The organism is Winslowiella sp. 2C04 (assembly GCF_050037805.1).
GTDB lineage: Bacteria > Pseudomonadota > Gammaproteobacteria > Enterobacterales > Enterobacteriaceae > Erwinia > Erwinia toletana_A.
The window spans coordinates 1,383,971-1,402,779 of the sequence record NZ_CP188300.1 but is presented as its reverse complement, the minus strand read 5'-3'; the positions used below and the strand labels follow the sequence as shown (position 1 = coordinate 1,402,779).

The following is an 18,809-nucleotide window of genomic DNA, read 5'->3' as shown; positions in this document are numbered from 1 at the left end:
TCCTACGATACGGCCTTCGCTCTAACTCATTCTAACACTTGATTTTTTGGTAAAATGGGCAAAATTTAACCATTGGTGATAAGCAAATATATATCTAAGTTAGTTCTCTTAGCTTTGACAACGGTATATCTATGAGATGACAATTCTTGTTTATGAAACTCTCAATGTTTTTACTGGTTTCCCCTGACATAGCTTTCTCAGCTATTGGACGATCAGTGTCTTTGAGTTGCTCATCTCCTCGAACCTCATCTGTGAGCTTAGGATAAAGCACTCTGGAAAGGATGGTGTTTGACAGAGAAATATCTTTCAACTTAGCCCACATAAGCAGATCCATCATTGGAAGGATACGGTAGTCTGCCAACTTTAGAATCTTTCCCAGCCCGAAAGCCTCTTGCTTCCTGCCCTTGATTCCATACTCTTTCCTCCACACAGGAAGTAGTGCGCGAAGCGAGCCTATGATTTCGTCATCCGATGAGCTTTCGAGGTCAAAGTAGGTATACACACGGCTTTCGTTTGTTCCCAGAACAACGGCTCTCATACTTTGAGTAAGTGGCTTCTCCCTGACCTCTTTCTTAAGTTGATCACTACCTTTGACAAATGATTCTTGCGAGAACATTTCAAGAGATCTTCTGAGGCTTTCAATATGACCAAAAGTGACTTGTCGTATGTGTGTTTGGCTTTCTGCCAGATGAGTGTTGCTATCAAACGTTTTACTGATTAAAGGCTTACCTGCAAGGATCTGGTCAAAATAAACATCCCCTTCTCCAAAAAACTCAATTGAATCGAGGATGTTCTTTCTGACCTGTAACTCCTTATGTAAACCTTTCAAAGTGCAAGACTCAACATCAACATAGTTGTCGTAGTTAAACCAAGCCTGTAGCTCTTTGTAGATCTGAACCGTATCCATACCGAGGCCTTACATTTGTGTTTTTATAGCTCAATGTAGAAGTCAGCTCATCATCACCTTGAACCAGCTCTTGATTCAAGAAGCTGTAAAACAGTAACAACGGCTGATAAAATTGAGTATAATTAAGACGCTTTTTTCAGTGTCTCACAACAGTTTTTAAGGTTATTTTTGAGTGTTGGTATCTATGATGGTATAAAAAGTTCAACTTCAATAAAAACCTTTTAAATCAGCAAACTAACCACTAGTTCGATTTCTGCAGGGGACGCCACAGAACGCTTTTTTGAACCCGCTATAATTCACTTACCCTCAATTCAGCTAAGTGTTACGCTAATTAATACTGGTTTCCGGAACAAATGGGTAAGTGGGTAAAACCAGGCTTACTTGCCATATAGAGCGGCGCACAGGTAGGTTTTCTTGGTTGTAGCTGTACCGACTCCTCATTTTCCACAACAGGTGGAGATACTACATTTTTTTTGGGTGCTGTTACTGCTTTCTTCTGCTGAACTTTTTTGACCGTTGCTGAAGATGTTATCTGCTGACTGGAACCTGAACCATAACCTGAACAGACTCGTTTCGACTGACTTAAACTGCCGTCGTTACAAACAAACGCACCACCTGTCGTACAATGAGAAATTCCGCCTTTAGATCCTGAACAAGGCTGCCGACCACGTGCGGCATCTGTCTGTGTGGCTACCAGCAGGCTCAGCATCAACAGTGGTATTATTTTTTTCATTTATCCTCCTAAATATAATTCAACGCTATTCAGTGTTCGATCTTAATGCTCTCCCGCATAGCCAATCTGAGCCATTACTTAAAATCATGGTTTTTCCACTTGCTGCTTTATTAATGCGTAACGGTTAAGCAGCTGGTTCAGGCGCATATCGGTTTGCGACAGCAGCGCAGCGGGGAGCGGCGCCCCGCTCTCAATCTGAGCCAGTTGGTTTAACTGCTCTTCCACCGGAACCGAGCGCCCGAAGTTCTGCGTTATCGCAAACACCATCGACTTCAGCTCAGAACCGGTCAGGTATTTACCTTTACGCTCATCAAGTGCATTGAGGCGTCTGGTCAGCTCGCGAAGGCCTTCCATTCCCTGATGCCAGCCTGAAAGCGCCTCAGATGGCAGAGCATTGCCAATAATATGCTGCTGCCACTGCGCTTTCAGACTGTCTGAATCTTCCGGTTTCGCTCTGGCAGCCAGTTCAAAACCGTAGTTCTGTAGCCACAGTGGCGAAAACTGCCCCAGTTCTGTCAGGGCAGTTTTATCTGCCAATACAGGCACGGGACTACTTTCCACCGGACGAATAATCTGCCAGCTCCATAAACCTGCTGCAGCCAGTATCAGCATGGTCAGCATACCGGCAGCAAAACTTTTCCACGGCTTTTTGGCTGCAGGCTTTGAAGAGTCAGTGACGATGCGTGGTGCAACAGGTTCTTCACGGGCTACATAAACCAGCGGTTCAGAAGGCGCTGCGGGTGTCGGGCCAGGCGAGTCGCAGGATGACGCGGGTAATATCACCGCATTATTATCACTGCTCTCTGCATCCATATTCTCAAGCCTTGTTGCCGCGTTGTGCATAAACGTGCACAGTTCGCCCATCTGGCTGACATTTTTCAGCTCCAGGCGCTGCAATACCTGACGAATACCGTTGAGATGTTGTTCTGCCTGATAAACCAGAGGTAAATCGGCGTACCGCAAACTGAGAGTACGCAGCACCGATTGCAGACGCTGACTGAATGCGGCGAGGATTTCCATCCGCGCATGGACCGGCTGCGGCCACATCACGCCCCACTGATGCATCAGCAGTGCTTCAATAATCGCCAGCCCTTCGTTAAGGCCGTTCATTCCGGCCTGACGGGTGCGCGCCAGCGTATACCAGCACACCGTCTGCAGCTCCACACCGTTTTGGCGAAACAGCGACAGACTCAGCTGCTCCACTCGCGCCCAGTTCACATCGGGTCGCGCCGGATGTGACAACTTAGCCAGCTCATCACGCAGGGCGACGTAATCCGGCAGCGCGCGCGGGTCGCTGCCGGTTTTAAGTTGATTATGATTATTCACGGACAATTTCCGTCAGTTGATAAAAATGAGAGTGATAATGGCGAAAGGCAGCGAATCAGTCAGGGCAGCAGACCTTCGATAATGCCGAAAAATACTTCTTCGTTTAACAGACGATCGGGCCTGGACAATATGCCAGTCTGTGTGCAGGTCCAGTCGGTGGCCTTACCCGAGCGCATAAATAAACGGCAGAGGGGGGTGATCTTTCCTTCAACGCAAAGCGTAGCTTCAACACAGCCCGTCACGCCCTGCCCGTATAAAAAAATTGGCGTAAATTTGATCGTCCTGCCTTCATAGCGAAGCTGATGCCCGGGAACGTCAAAAGCGCTGTTGCCCACCAGCAAATCGATCAGCCGCACGGTGAAAGTTTCAACCCGGATCCCCGAATCCTTGAGCCAGTTTTCCATCTCTTCCTGAAGCAAATGCATCCGCTGACGAAACAACGCCAGATCTGCCTGGCTTTTATTTTCAAAGCTATCGTGACGCCCTTGCTGCTCCAGAAGCCTTTTCAAAAATCGCGCTTTTACTGACATCTTTTTCCCTGTAATTTCCCGTCCGGCGCCCGGAGCGACCTATAATCGTGTCTGATTATCGAAGTAGTTTTGCTGCTTAAGATGGCGAATCAACACCCGTCCTTCCGGCATAAATTCGGTACCATAGCGAACCAGCCCAATTCCTTTCAGCTCAGCATCGATGGCATACCGCAATTCACCGGGAATCTCCTGCTCCAGCATCACCACGCTAATTCTTTTTAGCCGGGGCTCATATTTCAGCAGGACAGTGGACAGCGTGGTCATCAGTTGATGAGCGGTACCGGGCATCCCCTGCAGGATTTTGGTCATATCCGGCAGGCCATAATCCGGCAAATGCGCCAGCGTGCCGGCACGACAGTTGAGGATGCGCTGCATATTGTCCAGCACCGATAAAATTACCTGATTCTGCTCGCTGACCTGATGCAGATCGAGACCGCCGCTGAAGTTGCCCGTCAGCATTTCGTACAGTGAAGGTGCATTGTGTCCCTGTGGCATCAGATCTCCTTTATCGGCAACAGCCGCAGGCTGTTGTTACCGGCCTCGAGAACACGTGGTTTATCAGGATCCAGCTCCTCACGCTCCAGCACTCGCTTCCAGTTATTCTTTGCCATATCAGGATGACGGAACAGGCCCACCACTGCGACAAACTTTGCCTCAGCTTCCATCGGCATATCCAGTGAGGCATCACCGCCAGGCTTAACAACCACATCGCGGCTGGCAAGCAGATCCGCTTGTAGTAGATTATCTCCGTCCCTCAGCAATTGCTGATAAACCGTTTTGTCGAAAGTTTTTCGATCTTTTAATTGATAGATACGCAGCACCACTGGTTCGGAAAGAGAATTACTCTCCCTGGCATCGGTATTAAGCGCTTCACGAGCGGTAAAATCGAGATGCAGAACTTTAATTTTTTTATAAAACACTGAGTTAAAAGCCGATTTGCTGCCATCCGTGACGCTCTGCGTCAGGCCACAACCGGTGAGACTAAGCGCCAGCAGCGGCGTCAGCCAGAACGCGGTTCTAGTCAAATTTGTAAGTAACACGTCGATTTCCTTGTTGTAGCGTTGCAGGCTGCAAGCCGCTGTAATATCCCAGTTCAGTGGTGAAGGTCGGTGAGATGTCATCTGGCATGCTCTCTTCTTCAATACCCAGCACGCCGTTCATTCCCAGCCAGAAAGGCGCGTCGCCCAGTGGCGGAACAGCTAACAGCCGGGTACCTACCGTCAAAGTAATACGAGCTTTAAACCGCCAGCCAAGATACACCCGTAGCATCACCAAAAAATCCTGATACAACAGCCCATCCGGCCGCCAGCCATTGGTTTCCTGCTCACTCTCCGTCGAGAGCGCAATCAGTAGCTGACTGCTGGCATCCATCGCTTCATCGCCCAACGGTGTGTTGCCATCCAGCAGAAAATCTTGATCGTCGTAAAAACCCAGTGGCTGACTGATCTCCACCGGTCGCAGGCTGTAGGGACTGACCTTCACCGAGGTCTCCGGTGCCAACAGACTGACCAGAGCCTGCATCCCTTCCTGGGTTTTCCCAGGCTGACGCAGCACGCTCAACAGTGCCAGAAAGCGTGAGACTGGTGTGGCAATCTGTTTTGCTGTACCAGGAATGCCAAGACCGACCAGCCCCAGCAGCGACTGTGATATCGCGTCACTACCGCCGGCTTCAAAGGTGGCCGGATAGGAATACTTACGCCAGATACGATAAAACTGCGTCAGAATGCGGTGACTGAAGAGATCGAGAAAGCTCTGTAGCGCTTCATGCCCTTCCCTGCGCTGAGTGATATCATCGAGATATGCCGTCGGCAGCGGCGAGTCGACACCGTACATTCCCATAAAGGTCGTGCGCACCACCGGAGGTTTGCTTTCATCCTCTTCGTCATATTCAACCGCTTTAAGTTCGCTGGCAGGGAAACCCATTCCAGGATGAGGGCTGAAACGAACCGGATCGTCCGATGGATGACTGGTTGAACCCAGCAGCGGTTTGGCTGGCTGGCTTTTTTCCAGTAACTGGCAGAAGCGGTAAAAATTAATCCGGTTCAGTTCGGCTTCCAGCCGCGGGGTCAGCCGGGAATGCGGCGATTGTGTTTCTCTTCCCATTCCAGGCGCTCTCCAGTTGGTTGCAGAATAATAATCAGTCGATTAAACAGGTAGATATCCGTATACAGCGCAAAAAAGCGGCTGAGCATTTCACCAAACAGACAGATATCCCCTTTCCCGGCAAAACCATTACTGTCAAGGGTCACTTCAATCTGCACACCGCGCAGCAGATAGCCCTGTTCAAAGCGTTCAGTTTCACTATGGCGGACGTCGATAATCGCCTCCAGCCGGCGTCGGTTCACCTCGCTGTTTGTCCACTCGTACAGCGCCAGCGTGCCACGTAACACTTCGGCATTATCCATCATCGACAGGAAACCACTGCCAAGATGGCTCAGCACGCGCCAGTGAAAACGATCCTGATCTGGCGGATAGCACGGCAGCGTTGGGGCGCACAGGTTGCGCACGACGATACTTGCTGAGGTGGTTTTCATCACCGTATCCAGTACGGTGCTTTGCAGCGCGCGGCGCGGTAACTGGCCGTTGGTACCGGTCAGCGTCAATGAGAGGCTCTCATCTTGCGGCACAGTGTGGTTATCAAAAGCTTCACCCCCGAGGATCAGCCAGGTATTGTGTAACCCGGATGGCCCGCGACGCACACGGGTATGGTAGTAATATTCTGGTGCCTCGTGTCGCATCATGCCGCCCTTGTGACGGAAGCTGGAAAACGGTACGTAGACATGCTGGCTGGATGACATCACGGAATCAACTGCGTAAATCTCGGTATGTCCGTCCTGGATACGCATCGGGCGCAGCATATATTCCGTCTGCAGCGAGTTAAGCGTCAGCGGGTCAGATTCCAACGGGAAAAGGTTGATTACCGGCACACAATTGAGACGGAGATGCTTCTCGTTAAAGCTGAAATCATGCTCCCAGCGTTCCGCCAGCACCACGTCGATGTCAAACCACGGCAACTCTGCCGGAAAATCGACCGTCTCCAGTCCTTGCAGCCCGGTGAACATAAACTTCTCGCGGAAGGTAAAATACTCAAGCAACAGCTGATAGCCACTGAAACTACTGCTGCCTTTCGGCCATAAGCCGTCGTCATCACCAAAACCCAGCGCGACGAGAGAGCCGTCAAATGGGCGCCTGTCGGTATCGCCGGGAAGCCGCAGCCACATTCTGGCAACATTCATGGTAAAGGCTTCATGCATGGCACAGGCCAGCGGCGCGTCGGCGTTTAAATAGAGAGGAATACGGCTGAGATCGATACGGCTCCAGTCGGCGAGGCTGCTGCAGTTAAATCGCAGGCTGACAACGGAGCGCCCATCCGAATCGGTAGTCAACGTCGCTTTTTCCAGCGACAGCGGCTGAAGGTTGATCTCCTTAGTGGTGCTGTAACGACAGCGCGTACTCTTCTCGCCGATCGGGCGCGAAAGTACCTCAAAGCCCCTGGCGATACGCATCATCTCTTTCATCTCACGCCAGTCTGGAGTGAACTCCACCACTGACATCGAAGGGATGGTACGCAGATAGTGCGGCCATAGCATACTGACCAGCCCTTCGGTCAGTTCCGGCAGGTCGTCGTCGAGCTTCTCACGCAGCCGCCCCATCATAAAGGCAAATCCCTCAAACAGGCGTTCCACGTAAGGATCGCGCGCCCCAGCCTTGTCGAGGTTTAACATCGCCGCCCGATCGGGATGGGCACGGGCAAACTCTTCACCAGCTTCAAGCAGGTAGCGCATTTCTGCGTCGTAATAACGTAGGGTTAAGTCGTCCATAATAATCTCTGCTTAATTAATTGCTGCATTTTTTACGATAAATACAAGCAGTCGGATTTAATGAGAGCAAAGTGAAGATTCTTTGACATATTTCTTGGCCAAGCCAGGCATCCATCCTGACGGAATACCTTTACAAGATACATATCCTCTTTTTCTAAGTCCCTTGGGATATAAATTAGAAAAAATCACTCCACCAATAACTTCGGCGTGTCAGAGATCCTGTCAGGTAATTCGTTGAATACCGGGCCTGCAGGGCTGGACATTCCACCTTCCACGGCAACCATACCATCGAGTAAATTACAGATAAGTTGTCCATGAATCATCACAGCGGCCAGTATAAGAAACAGAATTTTTAGCCATTGGCCGTCAAACTTAAAGGCAATATAAAAATAAAGTCCTGAAATAAATACGCAGCCAATACTGGCAAGTAAAATCTGATTTGGCGTCACGCCTTTATTCTTTAATCAGCGGGTGCTATTTTTTTGCCCAGCTTTTATCCCATGTTGCAATCGGTCGACGATCTTTTAGATTAAGTTCCATTTTTAACTCATTTCCTGCCTTTCTTTTAACGTCATAAAGTATTACTAACCAAATTTCTGTTATTTGAATTATCCGCAAAGTACCGCAGCTCGCGCCGGGTCAAGCATAATCAAACCCGAAAGCAGCGTATCCATTTGCGGTTGTAGCCGTATTTTATCCGCTTCAGCCCGGCTGGCTTTTGCCCGCAGCAGCTTGAGCCGGCGTGCTTTGACCTCAAATATCAGTTCCGGCGTCCATTTTTCCAGCGTCAGTGTCATTGCACCACTATCGAGTTCGCCCAGCAGGTGTAGCGCCATTTCGTTTTTGCCGTATTGCTCAGTAACGCGGGCCATTAGTAAACGCATCAGCCACTGATTGCGGGCAGAGGTAAAACCAGGGCGCGCCTGCAGCCAGTTAAGCGCAACTTCAATACCGTCACTGTCAGCCAGCGCCAGTACTTCAGGTTCCAGGGCCAGCATATCGTCATCTGAAGATATCGCGGCACTGACCGGCTCACTCTTCCAGCCCGGCAGATCATCGAGCACTTTTTCGTTAATCCAGTTCAGCGTGACTTCATCCGCAAAAGGCGTGCCGTCATTGAAAGCCAGTGATTCCAGCCCCGGCAGGCGTACCAGTAATCCTTTCAGATCGCGGCAAACAATATCAGCGCGCACGCTGTCACTGTCGAACTTTACCAGCGCCTGCCAGGTATACCACTGCACGTCCAGCCACAAATGGTTGACGCCTTGCGCCAGCAGGCTGTCGCTCTGCTCGAGTAATTCACCCCAGCTCTGTTGCAGGTACAGACGTTTGAGATGAGCGCGATGATCCGGTTTTGGCGGGACCAGACGTGTGCGCCCACTGGCATCCAGCGGCGGCAACTCCGATAACGTGTCCCAGCGCACGCTTTTAATCAGATGGTGACTCGCAAGCCAGCCGCCGGGCTGATCGCGCAGATACTTAGCCAGCACTTTGGCCTGATCCAGCAGATCGCGCCCGGAGGTTACTGTAGCCATTACCGGGGCAGATGAGATCGAAGCTGCTGTAGCCAGACTCTCTTCGCGACTGGTTTGCGGCACAAGACTGTTCGCCCCACCGCTTTGTATCAGCCGGTTTTCCAGCGCCTGATACAGCCCTGAGAATTGCGGGCGGCTGGCTTCATCTGTTGATTGCAAAACCCGCTCTGTCAGCAGCATCGCACCGGTAATGCGCTGCATCATGGTCACATCAACTTCCGGATATAGCGACAGGCTGTCCAGCACCCGACTACTGCTGAGCCACTCCAGTGCCGATTTACGGCTGCGATCGCGCTGCGGATGAAGCTTCGTGCCAAAGCGCTCCAGCATACCAGCCAGTAGTTCCAGTCCGTCGGCTAATCCCGGTTCACCGTCCTGATGCAGACGCGCCCAGATGTAAAAAGTGACCACGCGTAAGTCTTTGCCGACTCCGGTCAGCAACTTTTCTGCGAGGGTACAAATCAGCCCGGTATCGATCCCGGAGAGTTTGTTCACTTCTTCACGGATCTGCTGAAAGTCGTCGTCATAACCCGGATCCTCACCGGTCGGCTGACTGTTATTAACGGGTGCCAGCCAGCGGTTCCAGTCAGCGCTGTGCGAGCGCGCCGAGTTCAGCAGCGTGCTTTCCTCGGCGGCGCAGGCGTGAAGTAAATTCTGCAGAGTGGTCATTATTCGGCTTCGTCCATGTCCATGCTGTCATTGTTACTGGCAAATGCCTGCGCAGTCGCGCTGGCATCAACACTGAAAATCTGCTCCGGCAGGCTAAATCCCCGCAGCGTCAGCAACGCCAGCGGACCGTTGCCCAGCTGTGAGCGCAGCACCCATTGCAATGTGCTGTCATCCGGCGCGGTATAACTCATCATCCACTGACTGCGGTCGAGCTGCTGGCGTTTACCCTGTTCCAGCCAACGGATAAAGCCCCAGGTTCCGCTGTAGTCGCCGAACAGACGTGCACCAGCATGGGTCGACGTCCAGGTCAGCATGGTTCCCGGCTTCCAGGTATCGCCAGGCCAGCGGAAACTTTGCCAGTCAGCCATCTGATTAAAGTAATGCAGCTTTTGCCCGTCAATGGTGAGCTGGGTTTCTACCACCTGCGCTGCCGGACGAGCCTGCAACTCAAAAGTGATTCCCTGAGTACCATCGGTAAAAAGAATGTCAGACAGCTGGCTCAGCTGGTTGACCGCTTTTAAAAATGCGGGATTAAACGTCAGCCCCTGGCTATGGGCGCTGTCCGGCACCCACTGACTGCCCTCTTTATGCAGTACGCCACTCAGTTCCGTCGTCAGAAAGCGGTCAATACGCCCGCTGTCCTTACGAATAAACTCTGCCAGCATAGGCAGGGAGGCATCGCTTTTACTGGCGGCAAAAGGAAAGCGTCCATCGAAAGCGGTACGCCAGTTGGCGACCACTGAACGGGCCCAGCGATCGTTCAGGCTGGCGGCTGACGGCTGTAGCACCGTTTCCCATGCCTGAGTAAGCGGTTGAACGAACATCGTCTGACCAAATCCGCTCCACTCCTCACCGAGACTTGCCGCCACCAGACTGCCGTACTGCTGGGTATCCGTCAGATCAACACTCTTACCCTGAAATACCGTCTGCGCCAGCGTCTGCATCATCTCCTGCGGATCGGAGGCCCCAGCAACCTGTTGCAGCCGCAGGCGTACGCGGGTAATACGCGTCAGGTAAGTCTGCAGGCTCAGCGTGTTGTCCGCGGACATCATATTGCTGCCGTTATTTTTGCCCATCAGCGTCAGCAATGGCCCGAAGGTATCATCCAGCGGCCCATGTGGACCGGAAGCGCTCTGATCTATCACCGGTTTATCTTTGTTACCGATCAGGTCTTTTGCTGACTTGATAATTGAGTCTGAGAGTCCTTCGCGTTGCTGACCCGTTTGCCCCTGCCATGCCAGGGTGTTCATCAGAGCAATCATCGGCGACTGACGCACGTCACTCATCAGCGTGAGCTGGTCGGTCACATCGGCGATATTCTGCGCCGGGTTAAGCCGCAGACTGTTCAGAAAGTTCAGCCAGCTGCCGGCGAAATCAGTGAAGTAACGCTCAGTCAGGCGTGCTTTAAGCGCTTCAGGTGAAAGATCGGCTGAAACGGCTTTGCGACTGTCGCTTAATACCCAGTCGATTTCATCGCGTCGGGAGTTCGCCGCCTTCTCGATCGCCTGCTGAATACCGCCCTGCCAGGCCTGACGGGTAAACATACCCGGAATAATTTCATCGGTGGTGAACAAGCGGCGGGCGTCTGTGCCACTGGTAATATCTTCCAGCGAGACATCCGCAAAATTACGCCGTACCGATCGGAGCATATTTTCATACAGCGTACTTTCGGCGTTGCGACGACCAATTTGCTGCAACAGAACCTGGCGGCTCTGAGCGACCAGTGCGCTATCCGGCACAATTTTCCACTGCGGCTGCTGGGTTAATTCAGAAATATAGAACGCCCATAAATCCGCTGACAGGCTCTGCCACAATCCGGTCGAAATACCCGCACGCGTGGACTGCACCGTCTTCATCGTCTGTGCGAAGAACGCCCCGTCTGCTTTGTCCGGTCGCGCCATCATCAGCCAGGCCTTCAGCTGGTCGTATCCGGGTTTGGCTAATGCCGCGCGCTTATCGCTATTCGGCGCTGAATTCGCCAGCGCGATCAGTTTCTCCGTCAGTGCAGCGTTTGCCGGGTCGCGGATCAGGCGGTTATTTGCCACGCCGTACCACGGGAGCATGGCGCTTAGCAGTGACGAGTTATGATCCAGCCCAAAACGTTGATACCAGGGAGTGCCATTCTGGATATGGTGTTGCAGGCGGCCAGCATCATTACGCAAGTCGTGCAGATCAGTCAGTTGAGAATCAGAGACCGATTGATGCTCCATCAGGGCACGGGCCTTGTTTGCCACCGAGGAAATTTGATGATAGTTCAGGGCAAAGGAGAGCAGCAGCCCCGCTCCCCAGACGCCAATAACCACCATCAGTGCCCAGGCCAGCGTCTGCTCCCAGGCCATCCCGACGCGGCGCCCACGCACCCGCGTGCAGTCGTCGATCACTCCCTGCCAGCTGGCGGAATACGTCAAAGCATGTTGATGGGATAACCCAGCAGCAATTTCGCTGAACGCGTCATCCCGTTGCGCTGTTCTATCCTGCAGGCTGAACATCAGCCCACGCAGCGGCACGCGTTGCTGTGCGCTGTACAGCCAGGGTGTCAGGCGCGTTTTCCAGCGCTCGCTCCCACCCTGCTCCAGTTGCTGCGCCAGGCGCAGCAGGAAATCATGCGCGCGATTCTCCGATACCTGTGAAAGCCCCTGTTCACGAAGCTGCGGTAGCAGTTTGTTAAGCTGTGCCGCCACATCCTCTGGCATGGCGCGGGCTGGTAACGAAATCCCAACCGCCTGGTCTGGTCTGTCAGACTGAGACCAGTCACTTTCGCACAACTGCCACAGCCAGACGGGTGGCAGATAGCGCAACACTTCTCCAATCTTTTCCAGACCGCGCAGATCATTATCGCTCATCTGTGGCGTCAGAGGCTGATCCTGAGCAATGACGCGCACCACACCATCCAGCGGACGGCCGCGGCGCAGTTTACGCAGTGCGCTATATTTTTCTGTATCGATATCCGCCGCCAGGCTACCGCCGTAAATCAGCACGGTACGATTGCCTTCAAGCCACTGGCTTTCCTGCAAGCCCGGCAGGAGCAGACTAATAGCCGCTTCGTCTCCGGTTACCAACAGAATACGAACTTTTTGGCGCCAGAAGAGAGTGTAGCGCTTACGCAAATGCACTTTTAATTTCCAAACGGTACCGACTACAGGAGATTCATTTTTTGCCTGCGTCTGTCCGGAAAAGGAATTATTGTCACCCGCAAGCGCTTTAGCTTTCAGATAGGCTTTTTTACCAAAGAGATAGGTGGCGATAAAAAAAAGCAGAATAAAAATTAGCAATCCGCCGGTCATAATCAAACAAGCAAAGAATAAGATTGTTTGCGGGGTTGAATCTGGCGTAACGCCCAGTTGGGCCGGATCATTTTTAAGTATAAAACAAGCCGCGATCCCCAGAAATAAAAATACAAACAAGATCAACCACAACTGAAATGTGGTGTTTTTTAATCCCTGTGATATGCGTTTCACCTTTTTCTCCCAACACGAAACGACCGTATTTAATGTTTTCCATAACGAACTATTAATGATCGTTGTAACTATTTTCCTATTAGAGGATGAACAACCATCCACCATGGAAGCCCGTCTTCCGGCATGCTCATAATCAATTGAGGAAATGGATATGGTCTCGAATTTCCTGCCGCCAGAGCAATAGCAAGCCAGGGAGATGTTGCCCCTGTACGCCCACTCTTCATATCAATATCAGTAAGCTGCCCATGAGTTTCAGCAAGCTGAAATTTAAGGTTGTTACTTGCAAGCAGGCTTTGTGTCTCATTATTGGTTCCCATCCCTGCTACCCAGACAGAAGCAATTTCTTCTGTGCAGGTTTTTCCCCAAAGTAAAGACTGCATTGCTGAAATTTGTAATGCTGTGCTGTTTAACGAGTGCTCAGGTCGATGAATGCGAGCAAGTCCACCGTGTTCATCATCATAACTTTCACACTCCTGATGCAGAAGTAATGCCACAGCGGCCTCTCCATCACCATCTGATAGCGTATTACGCAAGCTAACTGAAAGAAGGAGCAGCGTACTCATGACCTTAGGTTCATCCAGCCAGCTGTCGATTTCAGACAAACCAAAGTAAGGTAAGAACTGGATCCTGGCAGGGACAGATAACAGTGAGGTAATACATTTCCGAATATCTGCAATTTCATCCGAAGATAGCGTGACTTCACTGTCTATTTGTATGATTACAGTTGGCATTCCTGTGGGCTTTACTTTCAATAATGCCGCCCTTAGCATCGCATCTTCCAGAAGTTCGCGTAATTGCCTTTCTATCCGTACAGGTGCTGGTTGCCCGACATCGCTAAATTGAGCGATGTAACTCACTGTCTGTGCTGTTTCATCAATCACTGGCGGTAACACGACTCCCTGTGGCAACAGAAACTGTTCAGTGAGTGCACCAGAAGTCACCAGATGCGGTAAATGTACGCACATAGAATCCAGAATCAGAGCGCGCTGTCCGCGTTGAACTTCATCGGCAATATCACGCTCTCGCTCATCATCCCAGCCACCTGCGGGCCACTCAGAAGCCAGCCAGACAAGCCAGCGGCTACCCGCAAGAAATATCCAGATAACCAACGGCGCACTGATAAAACAGTGCCAGAATAATGCCCCTCGAACCGTACTTACTGGCCACAGCCAGGAGGTAAAAAAACCGCCGAAAATCATAAAAATGAGTAAAATAACCAGCCAGCGTTTTAACGATGGTGGTCGTTTACGTTTTGCATTATCAGGAATGGCTGAGAGATTAACAGGCATCATTTACTCGTAGTGGCATTCGACAGGGAAGTAATAAGAGAGCAGCCACAGGAACATTTATAGCCATGGAAGGCGACTGGAACACCATTATCTTTCATCGTTGGATGTCCTTCCGCAATATATGACGAACTGTGACCTTCAACTGGACAGTTAATCGGATCGTTCAATCGGGCAACACCGATCCCATCGAATTTCATTTTTGTTGAACCTGACTGGACCTGACCACCACCGGTCGTTTTATCTCCAATACGAACAACACCCTTCATTTAGTTTTTTCCATAACGTTTTACCAATAGTGAATGGAACCTGTTGGTTTCGGCATCCATACAGTCGTATTTTTCTTTCCATATATGGTAGGGTTAATAAGCAAATATCAGTCGCATATGTTCAGGATGATTAGCTGCACTGATATTTATCGGATCATCGTCTTCTGGCTTACAGACATTCAGTACGTTGTGCGGCCAGTGGGAAGTTTTACTGGTCTGGCTGCCGATATAGGGAAATATTGAAGATATAGAATAATAAAGTAGTGTAACCATCTTCATCCAGAATATGACCGCGAACACACCAGTCTCGCGATGAGACCGAATCTACATCCAGAGTAAAGTCAACACAGATTCGTTCATAAAAAACATGATTTTTTTAATTTTTACGATTAAATCGAATCGGATAATAAGTCAATCTTAGCCATTCCTTTAATAAAGGATAGCCGCCACAGAGTATAAATGGAACAGGTATAAGGCTAACAACTATCACCTTTCCAACCCCATGAAAAAATAAATCTGTAAAACCTCTCAGAATTACAATAAGTGACATTCTGAAAAACCAAAGAAAAGCACAACTACCAGCCAGGTATTGGTCCCAGCCTGCTTGTAGAATTTATCTATTATCTCCATATAGATAGAGTTAACTCTGATAACAGATTCACCACAGTTAACGTTTTTTCTCATCAAATTCTTCCCTGATGTAACTTAATTTTTTTTCAGCTCGCGTTAGAACTCGATTAATCTTATAGGATTGATAGAGTCCATACATAGCCATGGCCAGTAATCCTCTGCCTCAATTGCCTCGTTAGAGACAGACACTTCAATTTCACCAGGTTCAAAAAATCAAACAGAGCCAGAGTAGCAAGCGTGAGCATAATTACTGCTTGCGACGCCAGCAGACTCATTAACCCTTTTGCAGAAAAATATTTATCAACCAGCTCCAGAAAATGAGAGTTCATGGCGATTACTTTCAAATCCGGCACCAATGACTGACCGTCAAGATCAATTTTTTCATTCTGCTTTAGTTGGTTTTTTTTCTCATCAGCTTTAAGTGGTCGATTAAATTTAAACTTGGGAAATAGTCCGTAGTAGTCCATATTGGTCTCCTGCTCCCTGCTCCAGATTCCACTCACCCAGTCCGCTTATGTCCAACAGTACCTACTTTTCCTCGGGCGTTTTGCGGAACAGATCGCGAAGCGGATGTTTAGGATTGCTCGAGGCATCAATCGCGTAAGGGTCATCCACCGCCGCGGCACACTGCGCCTCGATGTTTTCCGGCCAGACCGGAACCTTACTGGTAACCATCGCGATATAGCGTGGGATACTGAAGATGAAACTCAATGCAAACAGCAACGGTAAAAGAAACATCGGCGCGCCGTTATATGCGGATAGTAAATACAGCAGCCCAAACCAATATCCTTCTCTCTTGCCGGCTATCGGCAGGCAGAAATTCACCGCCGGCGCCACCGACGCCGGCCCCTCCTCCATATAACGGCGGACAAACTCCCAGTGGCGCTCAAGCTGCTTGCGATCTGAGTGTGTTGCTGGCAGGCAGAAAGAATCTATCACCGTCTCGGTATCGTCCGCCAGGATATGACCGCTGATGTAGTAGTATTTATTAAACTCTTTTCGATGGCTCAGGCCGGAGGTAAAGAACACCTTTTTCCAGGGTACGCTGCGGATGGTACCGTCCGGCCGGAAAAAGTGAACCTGACGATTTATTCTGTCAAAACGAATGGGATAATGCGTCCAGGCAAACCATTCTGCTTTTAACATTTTAAACATAAATATATCCATTGAGATAAATATAATAATGAGTAAACAAATCCCACTTAAAGCACGCCAGTTACTCCAGCTATAATCAAAAATGATTGAATAAAAAAGAGTCAGAGTAGCAAGCGTGAGCATAATTACTGCTTGCGACGCCAGCAGACTCATTAACCCTTTTGCAGAATAATATTTATCAACCAGTTCCAGACAGTGAGAGTTCATGGCGATTACTTTCAAATCCGGCACCAATGACTGACCGTCAAGATCAATTTTTTTATTCTGCTTTAATTGGTTTTTTTTCTCATCAGGTTTAAGTGGTCGATTAAATTTGAACTTGGGAAATAGTCCGTAGTAGTCCATATTGGTCTCCTGCTCCCTGCTCCAGATTCCACACTCACCCAGTCCGCTTATGCCCAACAGTACCTACTTTTCCTCGGGCGTTTTGCGGAACAGATCGCGAAGCGGATGTTTAGGATTGCTCGAGGCATCAATCGCGTAAGGGTCATCCACCGCCGCGGCACACTGCGCCTCGATGTTTTCTGGCCAGACCGGAACCTTACTGGTAACCATCGCGATATAGCGTGGGATACTTAAGATAAAACTCAATGCAAACAGCAACGGGAAAAGAAACATCGGCGCGCCGTTGAACAAGTAAAGCGAGTACAACAGCCCAAACTGATAGCCCTCTCTCTTACCGGCTATCGGCAGGCAAAAATTCACCGCCGGCGCCACCGACGCCGGCCCCTCTTCCATATAACGGCGGACAAACTCCCAGTGCCTCTCAAGCTGCTTACGATCTGAGTCTGTCGATGGCAGGCAGAAAGTATCGATCACCGTCTCGTTATCGTCCGCCAGGATATGACCGCTGATATAGTAGTCTTTATTAAAGTCTTTTCGATGGCTCAGGCCGGAGGTAAAGAACACCTTTTCCCAGGGTACGCTGCGGATGGTACCGTCCAGCCGGAAAAAATGAACCTGACGATTTATTCTGTCAAAACGAATGGGATAATGCGTCCAGGCAAACCATTCTGCTTTTAAAACTTTAAACATAAAAATATCCATTGATATTATTACCAGAAGGCTTAAAAAATTTAAAACTACGCCACTAAGTCGCCCCCAGCCATACACAAAAAAAAAGGAGTACGATGTAGCCAAGAAAGTAGCTGTAAGCATAATTACTACTGGCGCCGCCAGAAGACTCATAAATCCTTTTGCAGAATAGTATTTATCAACCAGTTCCAGACAGTGAGAGTTCATGGCGATTACTTTCACATCCGGCATCACTGACTGACCGTCAAGATCAATTTTTTCATTCTGCTTTAGTTGGTTTTTTTTCTCATCAGGTTTAAGTGGTCGATTAAATTTAAACTTGGGAAATAGTCCGTAGTAGTCCATATTGGTCTCCTGCTCCCTGCTCCCTGCTCCCTGCTCCAGATTCCACACTCACCCAGTCCGCTTATGCCCAACAGTACCTACTTTTCCTCGGGCGTTTTGCGGAACAGATCGCGAAGCGGATGTTTAGGGTTGCTCGAGGCATCAATCGCGTAAGGGTCATCCACCGCCGCGGCACATTGTGCCTCGATGTTTTCCGGCCAGACCGGAACCTTACTGGTAACCATCGCGATATAGCGTGGAATACTGAAGATAAAGCTCAATGCAAACAGCAACGGTAAAAGAAACATCGGCGCGCCGTTATATGCGGATAGTAAATACAGCAGCCCAAACCAATATCCTTCTCTCTTGCCGGCTATCGGCAGGCAGAAATTCACCACCGGCGCCACCGACGCCGGCCCCGCTTCCATATAACGACGGACAAATTCCCAGTGGCGCTCAAGCTGCTTGCGATCTGAGTGTGTTGCTGGCAGGCAGAAAGTATCGATTACCGTCTCGTTATCGTCCGCCAGGATATGACCGCTAATATAATAGTCTTGATTGAAACTTTTTCGATGGCTCAGGCCGGAGGTAAAGAACACCTTTTCCCAGGGTACGCTGCGGATGGTACCGTCCGGCCGGAAAAAATGAACCTGCCGATTTTTTCTGTCAAATCGAATCGGATAATGAGTCCAGGCAAACCATTCAGTTTTAAGAAGATAAATCATCCAAAGTGCCATAGGCAATGCAATTAAGGCAATAAAAAAAATAAAACGCAAATTATAAAATGAACCCCACCCACCATTAGGAAAAGTATAAATAACAATCAATGAAAATGAAATTAAATATGATGAGAAAAAAATAAATCCTATTAGACTTACAAATCCCTTTGCTGAATAGTACTTATCAACAAGCTCCATGCAATAAGAGTTCATGGAGATCAATTTTAAGTCCGGCACCATTGATTGACTGTTAAGATCGATCCGTTGATCATACTTTAGTTGATTATTTTTCTCATCCGCGTTAAGCGGGCGATTAAATTTAAATTTGGGAATTAGTCCGTAGTAGTCCATATTGGTCTCCTGCTCCCTGCTCCAGATTCAACTCACCCAGTCCGCTTATGCCCAACAGTAC

At 49.7% G+C, this 18,809-nt stretch carries 17 protein-coding genes; all 17 read right to left on the bottom strand.

The genetic code is table 11. The features are described from left to right. Nucleotides 1-94 precede the first annotated feature (94 nt). Nucleotides 95-907 carry a DUF6387 family protein gene (locus ACP3TC_RS06100; RefSeq protein WP_426817774.1) on the bottom strand — a complete coding sequence of 271 codons (813 nt, stop codon included), beginning with the start codon at nt 905-907 and terminating at the stop codon, nt 95-97. Nucleotides 908-1,238: 331 nt separating this feature from the next. Continuing rightward, nucleotides 1,239-1,640: a hypothetical protein gene (locus ACP3TC_RS06095; RefSeq protein ID WP_426817773.1), complete on the bottom strand. Its 402-nt coding sequence runs from the start codon at nt 1,638-1,640 to the stop codon at nt 1,239-1,241. An 84-nt stretch (nt 1,641-1,724) separates the two neighbouring features. After that, complete coding sequence (locus tag ACP3TC_RS06090) at nt 1,725-2,972, bottom strand: VasL domain-containing protein (protein WP_426817772.1); 1,248 nt, start codon at nt 2,970-2,972, stop codon at nt 1,725-1,727. A 53-nt stretch (nt 2,973-3,025) separates the two neighbouring features. Continuing rightward, nucleotides 3,026-3,496 carry a hypothetical protein gene (locus ACP3TC_RS06085; protein WP_313852980.1) on the bottom strand — a complete coding sequence of 157 codons (471 nt, stop codon included), beginning with the start codon at nt 3,494-3,496 and terminating at the stop codon, nt 3,026-3,028. Between the two features lie 39 nt (nt 3,497-3,535). Continuing rightward, entirely contained in the window at nt 3,536-3,991 is a 456-nt protein-coding gene (gene tssE / locus ACP3TC_RS06080; RefSeq protein WP_313852982.1) for a type VI secretion system baseplate subunit TssE, read from the bottom strand. Then, nucleotides 3,991-4,536 (bottom strand): type VI secretion system lipoprotein TssJ, encoded by a 546-nt coding sequence (gene tssJ, locus ACP3TC_RS06075; RefSeq protein WP_426817771.1) that lies wholly within the window; start codon nt 4,534-4,536, stop codon nt 3,991-3,993. Before tssJ ends, tssE begins: the two co-directional genes overlap by 1 nt. Beyond that, a complete protein-coding gene (gene tssG / locus ACP3TC_RS06070; protein WP_426817770.1) occupies nt 4,514-5,599 on the bottom strand; it encodes a type VI secretion system baseplate subunit TssG in 1,086 nt (361 codons plus the stop codon). Before tssG ends, tssJ begins: the two co-directional genes overlap by 23 nt. Further along, nucleotides 5,563-7,317, bottom strand: a complete 1,755-nt coding sequence (gene tssF / locus ACP3TC_RS06065) for a type VI secretion system baseplate subunit TssF (RefSeq protein WP_426817769.1) — start codon at nt 7,315-7,317, stop codon at nt 5,563-5,565. The genes tssG and tssF overlap by 37 nt, the downstream gene beginning before the upstream one ends. A 185-nt stretch (nt 7,318-7,502) precedes the next feature. Continuing rightward, complete coding sequence (locus ACP3TC_RS06060; protein ID WP_426817768.1) at nt 7,503-7,766, bottom strand: hypothetical protein; 264 nt, start codon at nt 7,764-7,766, stop codon at nt 7,503-7,505. Nucleotides 7,767-7,925: 159 nt separating this feature from the next. Beyond that, a complete protein-coding gene (tssA, locus tag ACP3TC_RS06055) occupies nt 7,926-9,521 on the bottom strand; it encodes a type VI secretion system protein TssA (RefSeq protein WP_426817767.1) in 1,596 nt (531 codons plus the stop codon). After that, entirely contained in the window at nt 9,521-12,979 is a 3,459-nt protein-coding gene (locus tag ACP3TC_RS06050; RefSeq protein ID WP_426817766.1) for an ImcF-related family protein, read from the bottom strand. Before ACP3TC_RS06050 ends, tssA begins: the two co-directional genes overlap by 1 nt. Nucleotides 12,980-13,047: 68 nt before the next feature. Next, nucleotides 13,048-14,271: a hypothetical protein gene (locus ACP3TC_RS06045; RefSeq protein ID WP_426817765.1), complete on the bottom strand. Its 1,224-nt coding sequence runs from the start codon at nt 14,269-14,271 to the stop codon at nt 13,048-13,050. Beyond that, entirely contained in the window at nt 14,268-14,534 is a 267-nt protein-coding gene (locus tag ACP3TC_RS06040) for a PAAR domain-containing protein (RefSeq protein WP_313852994.1), read from the bottom strand. The genes ACP3TC_RS06045 and ACP3TC_RS06040 overlap by 4 nt, the downstream gene beginning before the upstream one ends. Nucleotides 14,535-15,277: 743 nt before the next feature. Continuing rightward, a complete protein-coding gene (locus tag ACP3TC_RS06035) occupies nt 15,278-15,631 on the bottom strand; it encodes a hypothetical protein (protein ID WP_426817764.1) in 354 nt (117 codons plus the stop codon). A gap of 61 nt (nt 15,632-15,692) precedes the next feature. Beyond that, nucleotides 15,693-16,319, bottom strand: a complete 627-nt coding sequence (locus ACP3TC_RS06030; protein ID WP_426817763.1) for a DUF6708 domain-containing protein — start codon at nt 16,317-16,319, stop codon at nt 15,693-15,695. A 408-nt stretch (nt 16,320-16,727) separates the two neighbouring features. Then, nucleotides 16,728-17,699, bottom strand: coding sequence for a DUF6708 domain-containing protein (locus tag ACP3TC_RS06025; protein WP_426817762.1), 972 nt, complete (start codon nt 17,697-17,699; stop codon nt 16,728-16,730). Nucleotides 17,700-17,776: 77 nt separating this feature from the next. After that, nucleotides 17,777-18,748 carry a DUF6708 domain-containing protein gene (locus ACP3TC_RS06020; protein ID WP_313852998.1) on the bottom strand — a complete coding sequence of 324 codons (972 nt, stop codon included), beginning with the start codon at nt 18,746-18,748 and terminating at the stop codon, nt 17,777-17,779. Nucleotides 18,749-18,809 lie beyond the last annotated feature (61 nt).

Excerpts from the sequence above, each read along its gene's own strand:
- ACP3TC_RS06040 (WP_313852994.1), bottom strand. The coding sequence starts at position 14,534 with ATGAAGGGTGTTGTTCGTATTGGAGATAAAACGACCGGTGGTGGTCAG.
- tssF (WP_426817769.1), bottom strand. The coding sequence starts at position 7,317 with ATGGACGACTTAACCCTACGTTATTACGACGCAGAAATGCGCTACCTG.
- ACP3TC_RS06045 (WP_426817765.1), bottom strand. The coding sequence starts at position 14,271 with ATGATGCCTGTTAATCTCTCAGCCATTCCTGATAATGCAAAACGTAAA.
- ACP3TC_RS06020 (WP_313852998.1), bottom strand. The coding sequence starts at position 18,748 with ATGGACTACTACGGACTAATTCCCAAATTTAAATTTAATCGCCCGCTT.
- ACP3TC_RS06095 (WP_426817773.1), bottom strand. The coding sequence starts at position 1,640 with ATGAAAAAAATAATACCACTGTTGATGCTGAGCCTGCTGGTAGCCACA.
- tssE (WP_313852982.1), bottom strand. The coding sequence starts at position 3,991 with ATGCCACAGGGACACAATGCACCTTCACTGTACGAAATGCTGACGGGC.
- ACP3TC_RS06085 (WP_313852980.1), bottom strand. The coding sequence starts at position 3,496 with ATGTCAGTAAAAGCGCGATTTTTGAAAAGGCTTCTGGAGCAGCAAGGG.
- ACP3TC_RS06035 (WP_426817764.1), bottom strand. The coding sequence starts at position 15,631 with ATGGACTACTACGGACTATTTCCCAAGTTTAAATTTAATCGACCACTT.
- ACP3TC_RS06100 (WP_426817774.1), bottom strand. The coding sequence starts at position 907 with ATGGATACGGTTCAGATCTACAAAGAGCTACAGGCTTGGTTTAACTAC.
- ACP3TC_RS06025 (WP_426817762.1), bottom strand. The coding sequence starts at position 17,699 with ATGGACTACTACGGACTATTTCCCAAGTTTAAATTTAATCGACCACTT.
- ACP3TC_RS06030 (WP_426817763.1), bottom strand. The coding sequence starts at position 16,319 with ATGTTTAAAATGTTAAAAGCAGAATGGTTTGCCTGGACGCATTATCCC.
- tssA (WP_426817767.1), bottom strand. The coding sequence starts at position 9,521 with ATGACCACTCTGCAGAATTTACTTCACGCCTGCGCCGCCGAGGAAAGC.
- tssG (WP_426817770.1), bottom strand. The coding sequence starts at position 5,599 with ATGGGAAGAGAAACACAATCGCCGCATTCCCGGCTGACCCCGCGGCTG.